The organism is Thermococcus barophilus MP (assembly GCF_000151105.2).
Classification (GTDB): Archaea; Methanobacteriota_B; Thermococci; order Thermococcales; family Thermococcaceae; genus Thermococcus_B; species Thermococcus_B barophilus.
Genome location: NC_014804.1, coordinates 911,124 through 927,534, shown reverse-complemented (window position 1 = coordinate 927,534; position 16,411 = coordinate 911,124). Strand labels below are relative to the sequence as shown.

The window sequence follows — 16,411 nt, the reverse complement described above, 5'->3', positions numbered from 1 at the left end:
AAGTTTTAGCCGTAGAGAATGACAAAGATTATAAATCAATTTAATTACGGGCTGTGGGGTGAGATTATGAAAGTGTTTGTAGCAGACACAAGTGTGATTGTTGATGGGAGACTGACTCAATACTTAGAGACTCTGGGTGAGAAGGTTAAGGTGGTTATTCCAGAGGCAGTTGTAGCTGAGATTGAGCATCAAGCTAATGAGGGCAAAGCAATAGGACATGTGGGATTAGAAGAGCTTAAAAAGTTAAGAAAAATGGCAGATGGAGATAAAATTTTGCTTGAATTCTATGGTGAGAGACCAGAGCTTTGGCAAATCAGAAGGGCAAAAGCCGGAGAAATAGACCATATGGTGAGGGAAGTTGCGAGAGAGCTCAATGCAGTTCTCATTACCGGCGATCAGGTTCAAAGGGATATAGCAATAGCCAAGGGAATTGAAGTTGTGTATCTCACAGGAAGAAAGGAGGTAAAACACCGTTTGGAAGACTTCTTTGATGAACACACCATGAGCGTTCACCTTAAGGCTGGGGTGAAGCCATTAGCCAAGAAGGGAAAGCCCGGGGAATGGCACTTAGTTCCAATTAGGGATGAACCCTTAACGGACGAGGAGCTTGAGGAAATAGCTGATGATATAGTTGAGAGGGCAAAAAGGGATCCAGAGTCTTTTATTGAACTTGATGAACCAGGAGCGACAGTTGTTCAGCTCAGAAACTATCGTATTGTAATAGCGAAGCCCCCATTTGCCGACAGAATTGAAATTACAGCTGTGAGGCCAATCACTAAGCTCAGCATTGAGGATTATGAGCTGAGCGAAAAGCTCTTGGAGAGGCTAACTGATAAGGCGGAGGGAATTTTGATTGCAGGAGCTCCTGGAGAGGGAAAAACAACATTTGCTCAGGCATTGGCTGAGTACTATGCTTCAATGGGCAAGATAGTGAAGACGATGGAAAAGCCGAGAGACTTGCAAGTAAGCGAGGAGATTACCCAATACACAGCGCTTGGTGGCAGGATGGAGAAAACTGGCGATGTTCTGCTTTTAGTTAGACCTGATTACACGATATTCGACGAAATGAGAAAGACAAGTGACTTCAAAATTTACGCGGATTTAAGATTAGCCGGTGTTGGCATGATCGGTGTAGTTCACGCAACTAAGCCCATAGATGCAATCCAGCGTTTCATTGGAAGGGTTGAATTGGGCATGATTCCCCAGATAGTGGACACGGTGATCTTCATTAAAGCGGGAAGGGTTGATAAGGTTCTTACCCTTGAGTATAAGGTTAAGGTGCCAACTGGGATGACCGAAGAGGACCTGGCGAGACCGGTAATTGAAGTTAGAGACTTTGATACAGGAGAACTTGAATATGAGATCTACACATACGGCGAGGAGATAAGTGTTGTTCCAGTGAAAAAGAAGGAAAAGCCACCTGCAATGAAGCTGGCTGAGAAGAGGTTAAAGCAGGAAATAAAGAAATTCTTGCCCGATGTTTATACTGAGGTTGAGCTTGTGAGCCCGCACAAAGCTGTGATCTATGCAGATGAGTTCGATATTCCTGCAATAATTGGAAAGAAGGGCAAGAGGATTACAGAAATTGAGAAGAGGCTGGGTATAAGCATTGATGTGAGGAGCTTTGACGAGAAGATGAAGGAGATGCCAAAAGAGAGGATACCGGTTGAGGTAGAAGAAAAGAAGAAGCAAATTGTCCTGAGAGTTTCACCAGATTACGCAAAGAGGCCTTTGAAGTTCTTCGGTGGGGAGCAGTATGTGTTCACAGCAACGCCATCAAAGAAGGGCATAGTTAAGGTGAGCAAAAATACACCAATTGGAAGAGAGCTTAAACGTCTGCTGGAAGCAGGAATTGAAATCTGGGCTTCCCTTTGAATTTTAATCTTTTTAACATTTGGAAAACTTTTTAAAATTTCTCTTGTTTTTATTTCTGGTGGTAATATGTGGAAGGATAAAATTTTCTGGTCTTTGGCTATCAGTTCTCTAATCTTAATGGCTGTTGGCTTGATAATAGGGGCGATCTCTTCTTTATCGGAAATATAACATTTTGGTTGGCGTTGATATATTTAGTTCTCAAGACGATTGAGAAATTCTTTGGTCGAGTTTCCAAGATTGAAAGAGATTTTGAGGAGATAAAGAAGGGATTGAAAGAAATTAAGAGAAGCTGAAAAAGCTCAGTTGCGAGGGTAGTCATCACCTTCAGCTAGCGAAATTGTCATCATCGCCCGAAAGGTTTTTATCCTAAGTTCTTAAGTCCCTTTCGATGTTCATATTAGCATCTCAAAGCCCAAGACGAAGGGAAATTTTGGAGAGATTCTTTGAGAACTTTAAGGTAGTGCCGAGCAACGCTGATGAAAACGTTATTGAGGAAAACCCACGAGAGAAGGCAATTGAAGTTGCAAGAAAGAAAGCATGGGAAGTGTACAACAGAGTGGGAGGTACTGTTGTTGGAGCTGATACAATAGTTGTCCTTGAAAACAAAGTCCTTGGAAAGCCCAAAAATGAAAAAGAAGCGGAGAAAATGCTCAAGCTATTAAGTGGGAAGACTCATGAAGTTATCACTGGTTACTGCATAATTCACGAAGGAAAAGAGATTACAGGCTTTGAAGTTACAAAAGTTAAGTTTAGGGATCTCAGTGAGGAAGAAATTGAGTGGTATGTAAGCACAGGAGAGCCTTTAGACAAAGCTGGAGCCTATGCTATTCAAGGAAAAGCCGCCATTTTTATAGAGTGGATTTATGGGGACTTTTACAACGTTGTCGGCTTGCCAATTAAGGTTGTGCTCGAGCTTAAAAAGTTAGGGTTCCCCTTAAAGCAATTCTGAGAAGAGTAAATCTTCCCTTGTTCCACCAGCTTTTTTGAAGACCTTTTCGCTCCACCTAATAGCCCCAACATCACTGGGAATATGGGCATCACTTGCAAATGTCAGCTTAATTCCCCTTCTGATGCACAGCTTAATGAAATCCAGCTCTGGAACTCTATAGCGGGAGCTGATTTCGAAGGCTTTGCCGTACTCTTCAGCAAGCTCAACAATTTCTAAGTACTCCTCATAGCTTGGGTATCCGATGTAGGGAAAAACATTACCAAAATGTCCAATTATGTCCACATTCTCGTCTTGAATTGCTATTTTAATTAAATCAAGATACGCATCGATCCCGCCAGGATCAAGCCATACATGAGCAGAAGCAATAACATAATCAAGTTTTTTTGCCATTTCTGTGGTTATATCAACGCCTGTTGCGAGAATGTTAGCCTCAATTCCAGCCAGAACAGTAATTTCACTATCTTTCTTTATCTGTCGAATTTCCGAGATGTATGTATTGAGTCTTTTGGGAGTAAAATAGTGGACATGATCACTTATGCCGACTAACTTAAGTCCCTTTTTCTCTGCCTCAGCAACATTATCTCCAATCATACCAATGCCATCAGAATATTGGGTGTGTGTATGGATATCTATCATCCTAAAAACCTTCATACTTTAGCACTCTGCTCAATTAAATGTTTTTTGGTTTAGGAGTCAGAATTTGGTGAATATTTGTAGAGCTTTACGTTAGAAATGAAATTCGTGTATTTTGTTTATTGCTCTGTTTTGGGCATAAATAATTTAAGTTTTGTAAACCTTAAACTTTTCAAAGTTCTGGATAAAATATCCAATGTAAAGTTAAACCTTTAGTTTTGACAATATTTAAATACTATCTGTGCTTTAGGAAACTTGGTGGTGGAGAATGGTTGAGCGCTCGAAAGTTAGGGTTCTCATAGCTAAACCCGGTTTGGATGGTCATGATAGAGGTGCTAAAGTTATTGCAAGAGCTTTGAGAGATGCGGGTTTTGAGGTCATTTATACCGGGATTAGGCAAACGCCTGAACAGATTGTTGAGAGTGTTATCCAAGAAGACGTTGATGTTCTTGGAATCAGCATCCTTTCTGGAGCTCACATGGTTCTAATTCCGAAGATACTCAGGCTACTTGAAGAGAAGGGGCTTAAGCCAAATGAAGACATTCTTGTGATTGCTGGGGGCATTATTCCTCCAGATGATGCCCAAGAACTTGAAAAAATGGGGGTTGCAAAAGTTTTTGGCCCGGGAAGTCCAATTAATGAGATAGTCAATTTTATTGATGAGAACGTTCCAAAACTTAAGAAGTTCAGAGGGAGTTAATAAACTTTATATTTCAAGGCTGGATAATTAAACCAAGTGATGCCAATGATTGACAACCTAATTGAGAGAATGCTCAAGGGGGATAAGAAGGCAACTGCAAGGTTAATTACTTTGGTTGAAAATGATGAAGAGAAAGCCAGAGAAATTGTCAAAAAAATTTACAAGTATACTGGAAAAGCTTACATTATTGGAATTACAGGTCCACCAGGCTCTGGAAAGTCAACCCTTCTTGACAAACTTATAAAACAGGCTCGTAATGAGGGCTTAATAGTTGGAGTCATAGCCATTGATCCAACCTCACCATTTACTGGTGGAGCATTGCTTGGTGATAGGATTAGAATGCAGAGGCATTCCACTGACCCAGGAGTTTTCATAAGGAGTATGGCTACTCGTGGATCACTCGGAGGTTTGGCTAAGGCAACGAATGATGCCATTAAAGTACTTGACGCCTATGGATGCGACGTTATTTTTGTTGAGACTGTTGGTGTTGGACAGATTGAAGTTGATATCGTCAAAACAGCCGACACTGTAGTCCTCGTCACAGTTCCTGGATTGGGAGATGATATCCAGGCAATCAAAGCGGGTTTAATGGAGATTGCAGATATATTCGTCATAAACAAAGCTGATAAAGAAGGTGCAGATGCAACTTTCTTTGAGCTCAACCTACTGCTTGACCTTGAAAAGGAGAAGTGGGAAAGGAGGGGTTGGAGGCCGCCGATTGTTGAGACTGTGGCTGTCACCATGAAGGGCATAAAAGACCTATGGGAAGCAATAAAACGACACAGGAAGTTTCTTGAAGAAAGCGGAGAAATTAAGAAGAAAAAGAAGTTTAGGGCAGAAGAGGAAGTAAAAACAATTGTTTCTGATTCTGTTGCGAGGAAAATTAGTGAAAAGCTGAAGGATAAAGAACTTTCAAAACTTATTGATAAAATCGTGAAAAGGGAAATTGATCCTTACTCTGCTGCCGAAGTTGTTTTGGAAGAAACTCTGGGGGTGAAGATATGATAAAGAAAATTGATCATGTAGGAATTGCCGTTAAAAATTTAGACGAAGCAATTAAGCTCTGGGAAAGTCTTGGATTAAAGGTTGCTGAGATTGAAGAGGTGCCGGAGCAGAAAGTCAGAGTTGCTGTGTTTAAAGTCGGCGAAAGCAGAATTGAACTCTTAGAAGGGACAAGCGAAGATTCACCAATATCGAAGTTCATTGCTAAGAGGGGAGAGGGAATCCATCACATTGCTCTTGGCGTTGAAAACATTGAAGAACACTTGGAGAAGCTTAAAGAGCAGGGATTTAGGCTGATTGACGAGAAGCCAAGAATTGGTGCTGGTGGTGCAAAAATAGCGTTTGTCCATCCAAAAAGTGTCAATGGGGTTTTGTTGGAATTATGTGAAAGAACGGAATAATTAACAACGGGTTATAACCGATTTCTGTACCTCTTCCTATATTTTTGGTCATATTTTCACATAAAAAATAAGGCAAAACTTTATAAATTTAAAGTCAAAATCAGATATCAGTAAAGTGTTTACATTTTCGGTATACACTGTTCTAATAAGTATGGGATTCCTAAGACTAAAATCAGTGAATATCCTGGGACCCACATCTTGGGGGATGAGTGATGTTTAAAATGCTTAAAGATATGATGTCTGCTAACGTAAAGTTTGAGGGGGAAGAGCTTCCTTTCCAAGTTGTTCACTATTCCAAAATGCGGAATCTCTTAAAGAAATTTTCTCATAAAAAGAAGATTTTGATTACCAGGACACCTCCAACTGTAAATGACAATGCAACTTTTTATATCTGGATAAGCAAGATAGACCATCCCAACGCTGTTTCTCCCACAGATCTATATGTTATTGAACAAAAAGTTTGGGAAATAATAAAGAAAGAATCACCAATAATAGTCTTGGACGCGTTTGAATATCTGATGATGGAGCAAGGTCTTGAAGCAACGTTAAGATTTACAGGGAAGCTTAGAGACATAGCACTTTTGAATAACTCAGGATTTATTGTTAGTATTAGTGAGGGGCTTGATGATAAAACCGTTGCTCTTCTTAAACGCATCGTGGAAGGATAGTGCTTTTTGATTTTTCTTGCATCTCAGTAACTTATATATAACCTCATATCCAATCTTTCCCCTTAGGTGTATAAGATGCCATATATTGAGAAACTCGAGATGAAAGGATTCAAATCATATGGCAGCAGGAAAGTTGTTGTGCCCTTTTCTAAAGGATTTACAGCAATCGTGGGTGCCAATGGCAGTGGTAAAAGCAATATCGGTGATGCTATTCTCTTTGTTCTTGGAGGACTTTCCGCTAAAGCGATGCGTGCTACAAGAATAAGCGACCTGATCTTTGCAGGAACAAAAAAGGAGCCTCCTGCCAAATATGCTGAAGTGACGATTTACTTTAACAATGAAGACAGGGGTTTCCCAGTGGATGAGGATGAAGTTGTTATAAAGAGGAGAGTGTACCCTGATGGGAGGAGCACATACTGGCTTAACGGCAAAAGGACAAGCAGAAGCGACATTCTTGACATTCTGAGTGCCGCAATGATCTCTCCAGAAGGCTATAACTTAGTTCTTCAGGGTGACATCACAAAGTTCATCAAGATGAGTCCTGTAGAGAGGAGAATGATAATTGACGAGATTTCTGGAATTGCAGAATATGACGCAAAGAAAAAGAAAGCCATGGAAGAACTTAAACAGGCTGAAGAAAATCTTGCAAGGGTAGATTTGCTTATACACGAAGTGAAAAAGCAATTGGACAAGCTGGAGAAAGAAAGAAACGATGCACTACGGTACTTGGACTTGAAAGAGAAGTTAGAAAAGGCCAAAGTTACCCTCCTTGTAGGGGAAATCAAAAGGCTTGAAAAGCTCATTAAGGAAAGTGAAGAAAGAGACAAACAGATAGAGAAGGAAGCTAAAGAGGTTGAGGATAAATTAAAGGAAATTGTAAAGGGGATACTTGAAAAAGAGAACCTGCTGGCTAAAATAGAAAGAGAGCTGGAGGAGAAGAGTGAAGACGGCATCTTAGAGCTTACAAGAAAAATAAGTGATGTAAAATCAAAGATAGAAATGGCTAAGAAAAATATTGAGCTTGCCAAGAAGGAAATTGAAGAAAGCCAGAGAAGACTCATTAAAAGTAAAGAGGAACTCAAGAAGATTTCAGAAGAAATCGAAAAGAGCAAGTCTGCAATACAGAGATGGAGCAAGAGAAAGGAAAAGTTGCTTAAGGAGATAGAAGAGAAAGAGAAAGAAAGAAATGAATTAATTGTAAAACTCGGAGAAATCGACAAGAACTTCACTATAGCAAAGCAGGAGTTTGATAAGGTTACAGAAGAGCTTGAAAATGCAAAGCGCGACTTTTACATGAAGGAAAGTGACATAAAGAAGTTTGAGGAGGAAATAGAGAGGCTGAAAAGCAAAATTGTTCAAAATAATGCAAAGAGATTGACCCTGAAAAACAAAATAGCAGATCTTAAGACAAGGATTGATGAGAAAAAAGCTGAGCTTGGTGAAATAGAAGGCAAGATGCAAAAGAGAGAATCACAACTCAGAAAAGTCGAAAAGGAACTTGAAGAAAAACAGCAGAAACTCCAAAAATCCATTCCAGAGCTGGAGAAAGTTAAGCAAGAGTTAATTAGAGCGGAGGCTCAAAAGGAAGTCAGCAAAAATAGAGCACTTGAAGCACTGAAGAAAGCAAATATCCCAGGAGTTTACGGATCTTTGGCTGAATTAATCAGGATCAAAGATGATAATTATTTTGTTGCCATTGATGTCGCCCTTGGTTCTCATGCAGACAATGTCATTGTTGAAGATGATAGGGTAGCTGAGAAAGCAATCAAGTTCCTAAAAGAGAATAGACTTGGAAGATTGACCTTCTTGCCTTTAAACAAGATAAAGCCCCGTTCCCTTAAGGAAGCTCCTCTTGGAATTCCAGCGATGGATGTTGTGGAGTACGATCCCAAGTTCCGTAATGCAGTTGCTTTTGCCCTTGGTGATACTCTGATAGTCAATGATATGGACGAAGCAAGGGGTGTGGGAATAGGAAAAGTTAGGATGGTGACACTTGGTGGAGAGCTCCTTGAGAGGAGCGGTGCCATAGTTGGCGGTTACTACAAGCCCAGGGCAAGGTTGGCTGTAAACACTGAAGAGTTAAAAAAGAAGGTAGAAGCTCTTGAAAGGGAAAAAGAGAAACTTGAGTCTGAAATTAATGCACTAAAGGTTGAGTACAGAGGGCTTGAAAGAGAGCTGTTTGAGCTCAGGATGAAAAAGAGCAACGTCAGCAAGGATTTAGATGTTCTCCAAACGGAAATGGACAGATTACTGAAAGAAGACAAACTTCTAAGTGAAGAGATTAAAGAGAGCGAAGAGCTGATTAAAGCTCTTGAAAAGAAAATCTATGATACAAAAGGCGAGCTCGCAAAGCTCAAAGGAAAAATTGAGCGCTTGGAGAAGAAAAAAGACAAGTTAAAGAAAGCTTTAGATAATCCAGAGGCGAGAGAGCTTAACCAAAAGATTAGGGAAGTTGAACATGAAATAAGCAAGCTCAGAGAAGAGTTGAGCAAAGTTGAATCAAAGCTCGAAAGCCTTGATGTGAGAATTAACGAAGAATTACTTCCAAGAAAGGCGGATCTTGAGGAAGAAATTGAAGGGCTTGTGAACAGGATTAATGCATTCAAGCAGAGCATAGCGAAGAACGAAGAGGATATAGCAAAGCTTCAAGAAGAGCTGAAGAAGTTAGAAGAGCAAGAGAGTGCAGTCAGAGAGGAACTTAAAGCATTGAGGGATAAGAGAGAGGAGTTGAAAAAGGAGATAATCCAGCTCAGAGAAGAGAAAGACAAGCTCAATAACAGACTGCAGGAGCTTAGGATTGAGGCAAATACGCTTAAGATTAAGATTGCCCAATACAATACCCAGCTCCAAGAGAAGAATAGAGAGCTTAAGCACCATGATACAAAGCTCGTAAAGGAAATCCCGCTTGACCTTGAAAAGCTGAGGGAAGAGATCGAACAGATGGAAGAGGAAATCAAGGAGCTTGAGCCAGTTAACATGAAAGCCATCGAAGACTTTGAGATTGTCGAAAGAAGATACATGGAGCTTAAGTCAAAGAGAGAAAGACTTGAGGCAGAGAAGGAGAGCATATTAGAGTTCATAGATGAGATTGAAGCCCAGAAGAAGAATGTCTTCATGACGACGCTTAATGCAATAGCCAGGAACTTCTCGGAGCTGTTTGCCAAGCTTTCTCCAGGAGGTTCTGCAAGATTAATCCTTGAAAATCCAGATGATCCATTCAGTGGAGGTCTGAAATTGAAGCAAAGCTGCTGGAAAGGAGGTAAAGAGAATCGAAGCAATGAGCGGTGGAGAGAAAGCTTTGACGGCTTTGGCATTCGTCTTTGCAATCCAGAGATATAAGCCAGCTCCGTTCTACCTCTTCGACGAGATTGATGCACACCTTGATGACGCAAATGTCAAGAGAGTTGCCGATCTGATAAAAGAGGCATCCCAGCACAGCCAGTTTATAGTTATAACTCTCAGAGATGTTATGATGGCAAATGCTGAAAAGATAATCGGTGTTTCGATGAGAGATGGAATTTCAAGGGTCGTCAGCTTGAGCTTGGAGAAGGCAATGGAGTATCTTGAGAAGGCAAGGCAGAGAAATGCTTTAGGGCTTTAATAGGTGACCAAAATGAAGCTTGAAGGTATATTAAAAGTTCTTGAAGAGCTCAAACCCGAACTGAAAAGTAAATACAAGGTCAAGAGTTTAGCAGTCTTTGGCTCCTATGTTAGGGGAGAACAAAGGGAGACCAGCGATGTGGATGTTCTCGTTGAATTCTCAGAAGATGCTGATCTATTTGACCTCATAGCTCTGGAGGAATTTCTGACGGAGAAATTGGGAATAAAAGTTGATGTTGTGCCAAAAAATGCTCTTAGAAAAGAGCTGAGACAATCCGTATTTAGGGAGGCTATTGAGGTATGAAGAGGGATTACACTCTATACCTCAGGGATATAATTGAAGCAATGGAAAGCATTGAACGGTTCATTGAGGGTATGAGTTTTGAGGACTTTGTAGCAGATGATAAAACTGTGAGCGCAGTTTTAAGGAAGCTTGAAATAATTGGAGAGGCTGCCAAACACATTTCACCACATATCAGGGAAAGATATGATGATGTTCCATGGAAGCAGATGGCTGGTATGAGAGACAAATTGATTCACTTCTACTTTGGTGTTGATTATGAACTTGTCTGGAGAACTGTTACCGTAAGGATTCCAGAGATTAAAAAGAGGCTAATTGAAATATTATCCGAACTCAAGGGTGACCAAAATGGAGCGCAGATATGAAGAGGAGATAACTCCCGTTGATATTCTTTTACAGCTTGTCACAATGGGCAAAGTGGATCCTTGGAATATTGACATAGTTGATCTGACAGAAAAATACATTGAGCGCTTAAGGGAGATGAAAGAACTCGACCTGAGGCTTTCAGCGAGAGCTATCCTTGCAGCGTCAATCCTTTTGAGAATGAAGACAGAGGCTTTACTTTATGCGGATGAGGAGAAGGAGGAAGAGAAGAAGGAGGAGCGCATAAGGGTTGATGTTGAGCCTTATGTGCCGCCCCTTAGAAGAGTCGAGCGCTACTATACCTTAGATGATCTCATAGAGGCTCTCATGGACGCTCTCGAAGATGTAGAGAAGAGGAAGCCGAAGGTAAAGAAGAAGGTAGAGATTGAAGAGGAAATCTTTGTTGTTGATGACTTCAGAGTTGACATCGAAAAGCACGTGAATAGACTGTACGCGATTGTTAAGAGGCTCTATGAGGAAACGAAGGAGAAGATAAGCTTCTGGGAGCTTGTGTTTGATCCAAGTCCAAAGATAGTTGCAAGGACTTTCCTCTATCTGCTGTTTTTAGCAAACATGGGGAAGGTTGAGCTTATTCAGGAGGAGCCGTTTGGAGACATATATGTTGTTCCAGTGGAAGCTTGATGATTGGTTTCGCTTTCCGGAATTCTCTCCTTTCTTTTTGCTGGTCTGAGAGTTATTGCCAACAGCGGAGGCTCATCTCCAATGTAGAGGGCTTTCTTTTCCTTGTTGATGTAGAAGTAGTATTTGCCCTCGGGAATGTGCTCCAAGAACTTCTTAGGAATTGTGACTTTTGCAAACTTCTCTTCTCCCCAGAAAACGCACTCATAGGTCTCGTTGATGTCCCCAACTTTCTTCATAATTTCATTAAAACCCAAGAACTCGGCATCAAGCTTTGTACATACAAGGGATTTCCTTTTATCGGTGAAGATGATGATTTTTTCATTAACCTCAATCCTTTCTGCATTTTTGAGGAAATCCAAAAGTGCAGAATAAACCCTCTCAAGCTTCCTCCTCTTCGACAGCCTTTTGATAATTCGCTGCTTTGCATGGTTCGTTAGAAGCATGGGTTAAGATTAAAGAAAGAGTTAAAAAGTGTTACTCAAAAAGTTCCTCAAGCTTTTCGAAATCTTTTCGCTGGATTAACCTCAGGAGTGCGGCGTAGTGTCCTATGAGTCGGGCGGTTTTCGGATAGCTGTCAAGAAGGCTGTCAATTTTGCTCAGAAGTTCTTCTTCAGCTCTCTTTAAGGCGCTGTCAGAATAGTCCGCAAACTTAAGCCCTTTGACTATTGCAAGAACTTCCGGAGGGATGATTTGAAGTTTCGGCTTCTCTTCTATCTTCTTCCCGCTGATCTCCGCCAGGAACTGTCTAAACTCCTCGAGCTCCGGTTCGATGTCGATGCCTGCGTTTCGGAGAACAACGAATGGGTCGTCGGTACTGGCACTTATTGCCCTTGTGAGGATCGCAAGGTTCTCCTTTTTATGATCGGGGGCAATTTTGTCTATAATCTTGAATGCTTTATCTAACGCAGTCTCCACCACCTTTGCCGTCTTATCCTCATCTGTTGTTATGCCACGTTCCTTCGCCCTCTTTGCTATAGCTCTTGCGAGTGTTTCTTTTCTTTTCTTCAGTTCAGAATAATCCGCCTTTGTTTGATAGGCGGCAGTTAAGATATCTCCTACAACGCTCGCTGTCAGTGGGCTGTGGCTTCCGGTATGATACGCCAGCGCCAGGAATGTGTGGAGTATCGGGTAATGTGCGGCGGCGATTTTGTGCTGAAGGTCCTTCGTTTCTACATACATTTTCCTGTACTTGGATTTTGTTGTAACTTCGGGTGCGTTGTATGCCTCGTTATGCGCGAGCATTTTCTTTATCTTTTCCACGTCCCCGTCCGGTGATGCCCTCACCAGAAGCTGGTAGAGGCCTTCTCCGTGTGACGACATGATACGCCCGACAATTCTTCTGAGTTCTGGGTCTATGCTACTCTTTTTCTCCTCTTTCTTCTTCCCCCCGAATATGAACTTCATAACTCACTCCTCCATCAGCTTCCTTAGAACAAACTCTTTGACAACTTTTGCAAGTCTCAGTGCATCTTTTGCTTCCTCTCTGTCTGGTTCATATATCCCAGGATATCTCACCTCAACGGCGTATTCTGTCAGATAGTGAACTCCAGACTTGAACAGCTCTCTGAAAGACTTATCTATTTCACAACACTGATTAAGCAGAAATTTTATGTTATGAGTCTTGGAGATTTCCCTATCATGTTCAAGCAGAAAAGCTTTGAGATACTTCTCAACTGCCTGCTGAGCATGAAAGCAGGAGAGAGCATATAAATTCTGCTCAAGTAAAATTTCAGAGGCCTTTAAATCTTCATCTGCTTTTCTGATCCAATCTTTTACATCAGTTTTCATATTTTTACCCCCTCTTTAGAGGCGTAATAATACACATATCCCTTTAACCCTTTAAGCTTTTCAAAATCTTTTTTGGATACAATGAGAATATCAGCTGGAAGTTCAACTTTTTCATAAATTCTTCTCCATAACTCCCTATATTCTGTCCTACTAAGCGGCTCCTTAACAATTATCAGAATGTCCCAATCGCTATCTTTGCGATAATTCCCTCTCGCCCTTGAGCCAAATAATATAACATTCTCAACTGTGATACCAAGTTTTGAGCTCTCTTCAAGAATTATTCGTTTGACTTCCTCAAGCATAGTTAAAATTTCTCATTACCTTATTTATCGTTTGTGTATGGAGTAGGAAATATTAGGGGGTGACAAGTGTATTAGTCAAGGAACGGATAGTTTGAAAGAGTTGGATTCTTCAAAAATCAAGGCTTTCAAGTAGGTTTCTCTCCTTCTCGCGTTCGTAGGACGCTTTTTAGTGAAACACTGAAAAGCCCACAATAAAGCGGAATTCACTTGAAGGGAAGCATCTTAGAAGAGGACAGTAAACTTTGATCAAACTTCAGCGGAGAACAAAGTTCCCAGTGTGTTGGAGCTTTGCTCAACATTGCTTGGCAAAAGTTTGTTATGGTGCCGGGGCGGGGCTTCGAACCCCGGATCTCCCGGTTTCTCAGGCTCCCCCGAAGGGGAGTCGCCCTATGAGCCGGGCGCTTTGACCAGGCTAAGCTACCCCGGCACGCCCGCATATACCTCCTTGTGATGCATTTTTAAATCTTTCGTTGTGCTAAATACTCTCCAGTATCAGCTTGAGCAGCTTTTCATCGTTAACTGCTATGATGTTCAGCTTCTCAGAGGCGCTTAATTCAAATTTCAGCTCTTTTCCGGTGTCATCAGTTATTATTGCTCCAGCTTCTTTAGCTATCAAAGCACTCGCTGCTATGTCGGTTGGTCTTACATAATCCCTAATGTCTAAAACCCCATCGAGAGAGCCTTTTGCCAAGTAGGCAAGCTCTATTGCAATAGCCCCAAGCACCCTAATGCGCTTAACTTTGTTTATCAGCTCTACTCCTCTACCTCTCGTGTAAAAGCTTATCGCTATTGATTTCTCGTTGAGTTCTCTGACATGGATGGGTCTGCCATTGAGATAAGCCCCCTCTCCAGAAATTCCCTCATAAACGCTCTTTGTAATGAATTCGTAGAGCATTGCATACTCTGGTTTGTTTCCTTTAAACACAGCAAAACTGAAGCCGAAAACTGGAATGCCGTGGATGAAGTTGAACGAACCATCAACTGGATCAACCACAACCGTATAATCACTTCCAACGTCAATACTCCCTACTTCTTCACTAACAATATTCACACCAAGGGGTTTTAGGGCATTAAGAACAACATCCTCGGCAATCTTATCAATGAGCTTGGTCTTATCTCCGCTGGGGCTAACTCCAATAACTTTTCCGCCTTCTGGCTTACCAAAAAAGGGGAGTATTTCCTTCTCAACTTCTTTTGCAATATTCAAGGCTATCTCGTTCCATTCATACATTTTCAAACCCCCATGAGCATTCTTAGTAGATTTCTCGTTCCCGGGGCAAATCCAAGAATAAAAATCACCGTTTTGATGAAATCCATAAGCTCTTTGTCACTTTCGGTCTCTTGCAGTTCTTTCATGAGATATAATGCTACCATCAGGGTTACAAACTTTAGGAGATACATAACTGCTGCTGTTCCAGTTAGATTCATCAGAAATCTTGGGAGGACGTGTTGCTCCCAATAGCCCATAAACTGGATTCCAACAAAAGTAGTAGTTGCATCATAAAAGTGGGCATAGAAGAGATAGCTGTTTTCTCTGACGAGCTCAATTTTCTTGGTCATTAGATAGATAACGCTCTCTGCTATTATCAGGGCTGGAATGAAGTACTTCAGCACAATCCAGGTGAAGTGGACTTTATCTAAATGCGTCAGCAACATGACAAAATCAAAGCCTACCAGTGCCCAGCCGAAGTAGAGAAATACCCTCCTCCAGTCTTCAAAGAGCTTATGTGTAATAAGCAGTGCGGTGAAGGTTATTGCAAAAGTAACCACATATATTCCGGGGGTCACTGTTAAATATGTTCTCGGGTATATGGTAGCATCAGTTAATGCCCTTGTAAATGCTCCAAATATCATGTAGGGGATTAACGCTCTAAAAAACGCATTGTCGTATTTTATCCCCAACCGTTTCAGGATTTTATAAACTCCTAAGGCTGCTATTCCCAAAATGATCGCGTAGGTTAGTGTGTTAACGACGTTATAGCCAGTGTTGTATTTTATCGGATTCACAAAGTACTTTTGGAATATCTCACTCACTCCCATTTAATCACCACTAAGAATTTGCCCTTTCCAATTAAAGCTTTTCTTTCCAATTAATTTTTAAGCTTCGAGAGAGAAATATAAGCAAAGGTGATAGTCATGCACTTAATGGAATTACCTCGCGAGGTTCTTCTTGGAGAAAATTTGAAAGATAAGGTCGGGGAAGTTGCTAAAAGGCTAAAATTAGGTGAAAGAGTGCTGATTCTTTACGGGCCTAAAACTAAAGAGATTGCTGGAAGGGAGGTTAGGCATCACTTAAAAGAGAGCTTTGATGTTCACAGTTTAACAATTAAAAAAGCTTCAATGAAAGAAGTTGGGAAAACAGTTGAAAAGATAAAAAATGAGAATGTTCAATGGATTGTTGCTGTCGGCGGTGGGAGCATAATTGATGTTGCCAAACTTGCCTCATTCAAAAGTGATATTTCTTTCATCAGCTTCCCCACAACTGCTTCTCACGACGGCATAGCAAGCGCAAATGCCTCAATTAAAGATCTCAATGCCAAGACTTCGATAAAGGCAAAGCCGCCGATAGCTGTTATTGCCGATGTAAAAGTCATCAAAACCGCTCCGTACCGGTATCTTGCGGCGGGGGTTGGGGACATGATCTCCAACCTAACGGCAGTAAAAGACTGGCAGTTAGCACATAAACTCAAAGGAGAATATTACAGCGAGTATGCAGCTTCTCTTTCTTTAATGAGTGCCAAAATGGTGATAAAGAACGCTGACATCATAAGACTTGGTAATGAGGAAAGCGTTAGGAAAGTAATAAAAGGGTTAATTTCAAGTGGCGTTGCTATGAGCATAGCCGGCTCTTCAAGACCGGCAAGCGGAGCCGAGCATCTTTTCAGCCATGCCTTGGATTTAATTGCCCCTAAGCCGGCTCTGCACGGCGAGCAGTGTGGTGTTGGAACGATAATTATGGCTTACCTCCACGGACTGAAGTGGCAGAAAATTAGAGAAACCTTAAAGAAGGTCAACGCTCCAACAAATGCATATGAATTGGGAATTGACCCGGAGTATATTATTGAAGCTCTAACCATTGCACATACAATCAGACCTGAGAGATACACTATCTTGGGAAAGGATGGTTTAACGCGAGAAGCAGCTGAAAAAGCTGCTAAAATCACTGGAGTTATCTGACTATCATCAT

17 protein-coding genes, 1 tRNA gene and 1 pseudogene are annotated in these 16,411 nt (G+C 41.3%); 11 read left to right on the top strand and 8 right to left on the bottom strand.

Features of this window, described 5'->3' with window-relative positions; translation table 11 throughout:
* Positions 1 to 66 precede the first annotated feature (66 nt).
* Both TERMP_RS05300 and TERMP_RS05295 read left to right on the top strand, forming a co-directional pair.
* Complete coding sequence (locus tag TERMP_RS05300) at positions 67 to 1,875, top strand: PINc/VapC family ATPase (RefSeq protein ID WP_013467337.1); 1,809 nt, start codon at positions 67 to 69, stop codon at positions 1,873 to 1,875.
* A gap of 388 nt (positions 1,876 to 2,263) precedes the next feature.
* Positions 2,264 to 2,824 (top strand): Maf-like protein, encoded by a 561-nt coding sequence (locus tag TERMP_RS05295; RefSeq protein WP_013467335.1) that lies wholly within the window; start codon positions 2,264 to 2,266, stop codon positions 2,822 to 2,824.
* Here the strand turns inward: TERMP_RS05295 and TERMP_RS05290 are convergent.
* Positions 2,810 to 3,475 (bottom strand): PHP domain-containing protein, encoded by a 666-nt coding sequence (locus TERMP_RS05290; RefSeq protein ID WP_013467334.1) that lies wholly within the window; start codon positions 3,473 to 3,475, stop codon positions 2,810 to 2,812. The two genes, TERMP_RS05295 and TERMP_RS05290, sit on opposite strands and share 15 nt — an antisense overlap.
* Before the next feature lie 250 nt (positions 3,476 to 3,725).
* Between TERMP_RS05290 and TERMP_RS05285 the strand changes: the two genes are divergently transcribed.
* The 8 genes and pseudogenes from TERMP_RS05285 (at position 3,726) to TERMP_RS05250 (ending at position 11,134) form a co-directional block, all read left to right on the top strand.
* Positions 3,726 to 4,157, top strand: a complete 432-nt coding sequence (locus TERMP_RS05285; protein ID WP_013467333.1) for a cobalamin-dependent protein — start codon at positions 3,726 to 3,728, stop codon at positions 4,155 to 4,157.
* Positions 4,158 to 4,202: 45 nt separating this feature from the next.
* Positions 4,203 to 5,162, top strand: coding sequence for a methylmalonyl Co-A mutase-associated GTPase MeaB (gene meaB, locus TERMP_RS05280; protein WP_013467332.1), 960 nt, complete (start codon positions 4,203 to 4,205; stop codon positions 5,160 to 5,162).
* Complete coding sequence (gene mce / locus TERMP_RS05275) at positions 5,159 to 5,560, top strand: methylmalonyl-CoA epimerase (RefSeq protein WP_013467331.1); 402 nt, start codon at positions 5,159 to 5,161, stop codon at positions 5,558 to 5,560. Before meaB ends, mce begins: the two co-directional genes overlap by 4 nt.
* Before the next feature lie 212 nt (positions 5,561 to 5,772).
* A complete protein-coding gene (locus TERMP_RS05270; RefSeq protein ID WP_013467330.1) occupies positions 5,773 to 6,228 on the top strand; it encodes a DUF835 domain-containing protein in 456 nt (151 codons plus the stop codon).
* Positions 6,229 to 6,303: 75 nt separating this feature from the next.
* Positions 6,304 to 9,829 (top strand): annotated as a pseudogene (gene smc, locus TERMP_RS05265) (chromosome segregation protein SMC).
* Positions 9,830 to 9,841: 12 nt separating this feature from the next.
* Positions 9,842 to 10,132, top strand: coding sequence for a nucleotidyltransferase family protein (locus tag TERMP_RS05260; protein ID WP_013467327.1), 291 nt, complete (start codon positions 9,842 to 9,844; stop codon positions 10,130 to 10,132).
* Entirely contained in the window at positions 10,129 to 10,494 is a 366-nt protein-coding gene (locus TERMP_RS05255) for a HepT-like ribonuclease domain-containing protein (RefSeq protein WP_013467326.1), read from the top strand. The genes TERMP_RS05260 and TERMP_RS05255 overlap by 4 nt, the downstream gene beginning before the upstream one ends.
* Positions 10,478 to 11,134: a segregation and condensation protein A gene (locus TERMP_RS05250; RefSeq protein WP_013467325.1), complete on the top strand. Its 657-nt coding sequence runs from the start codon at positions 10,478 to 10,480 to the stop codon at positions 11,132 to 11,134. The genes TERMP_RS05255 and TERMP_RS05250 overlap by 17 nt, the downstream gene beginning before the upstream one ends.
* Here TERMP_RS05250 and TERMP_RS05245 read toward each other — a convergent pair.
* The 7 genes from TERMP_RS05245 to TERMP_RS05215 form a co-directional block, all read right to left on the bottom strand.
* Positions 11,086 to 11,577, bottom strand: a complete 492-nt coding sequence (locus TERMP_RS05245; protein WP_013467324.1) for a hypothetical protein — start codon at positions 11,575 to 11,577, stop codon at positions 11,086 to 11,088. The two genes, TERMP_RS05250 and TERMP_RS05245, sit on opposite strands and share 49 nt — an antisense overlap.
* Before the next feature lie 31 nt (positions 11,578 to 11,608).
* Positions 11,609 to 12,538, bottom strand: a complete 930-nt coding sequence (locus TERMP_RS05240; RefSeq protein ID WP_013467323.1) for a hypothetical protein — start codon at positions 12,536 to 12,538, stop codon at positions 11,609 to 11,611.
* A 3-nt stretch (positions 12,539 to 12,541) separates the two neighbouring features.
* Positions 12,542 to 12,922, bottom strand: coding sequence for a HEPN domain-containing protein (locus tag TERMP_RS05235; RefSeq protein WP_013467322.1), 381 nt, complete (start codon positions 12,920 to 12,922; stop codon positions 12,542 to 12,544).
* Positions 12,919 to 13,224 carry a nucleotidyltransferase domain-containing protein gene (locus tag TERMP_RS05230; protein ID WP_013467321.1) on the bottom strand — a complete coding sequence of 102 codons (306 nt, stop codon included), beginning with the start codon at positions 13,222 to 13,224 and terminating at the stop codon, positions 12,919 to 12,921. Before TERMP_RS05230 ends, TERMP_RS05235 begins: the two co-directional genes overlap by 4 nt.
* 319 nt (positions 13,225 to 13,543) lie before the next feature.
* Positions 13,544 to 13,651: transfer RNA gene (locus TERMP_RS05225), tRNA-Met, on the bottom strand.
* A 48-nt stretch (positions 13,652 to 13,699) separates the two neighbouring features.
* Positions 13,700 to 14,455: a bifunctional fructose-bisphosphatase/inositol-phosphate phosphatase gene (locus TERMP_RS05220; protein ID WP_013467320.1), complete on the bottom strand. Its 756-nt coding sequence runs from the start codon at positions 14,453 to 14,455 to the stop codon at positions 13,700 to 13,702.
* Between the two features lie 2 nt (positions 14,456 to 14,457).
* On the bottom strand, positions 14,458 to 15,264 hold the full coding sequence (locus TERMP_RS05215; RefSeq protein WP_013467319.1) for a DUF63 family protein: 807 nt from the start codon (positions 15,262 to 15,264) through the stop codon (positions 14,458 to 14,460).
* A 96-nt stretch (positions 15,265 to 15,360) separates the two neighbouring features.
* On the opposite strand from TERMP_RS05215, the gene TERMP_RS05210 reads away from it, so the two are divergent.
* Positions 15,361 to 16,401, top strand: a complete 1,041-nt coding sequence (locus TERMP_RS05210; protein ID WP_013467318.1) for an NAD(P)-dependent glycerol-1-phosphate dehydrogenase — start codon at positions 15,361 to 15,363, stop codon at positions 16,399 to 16,401.
* Positions 16,402 to 16,411: the final 10 nt, after the last annotated feature.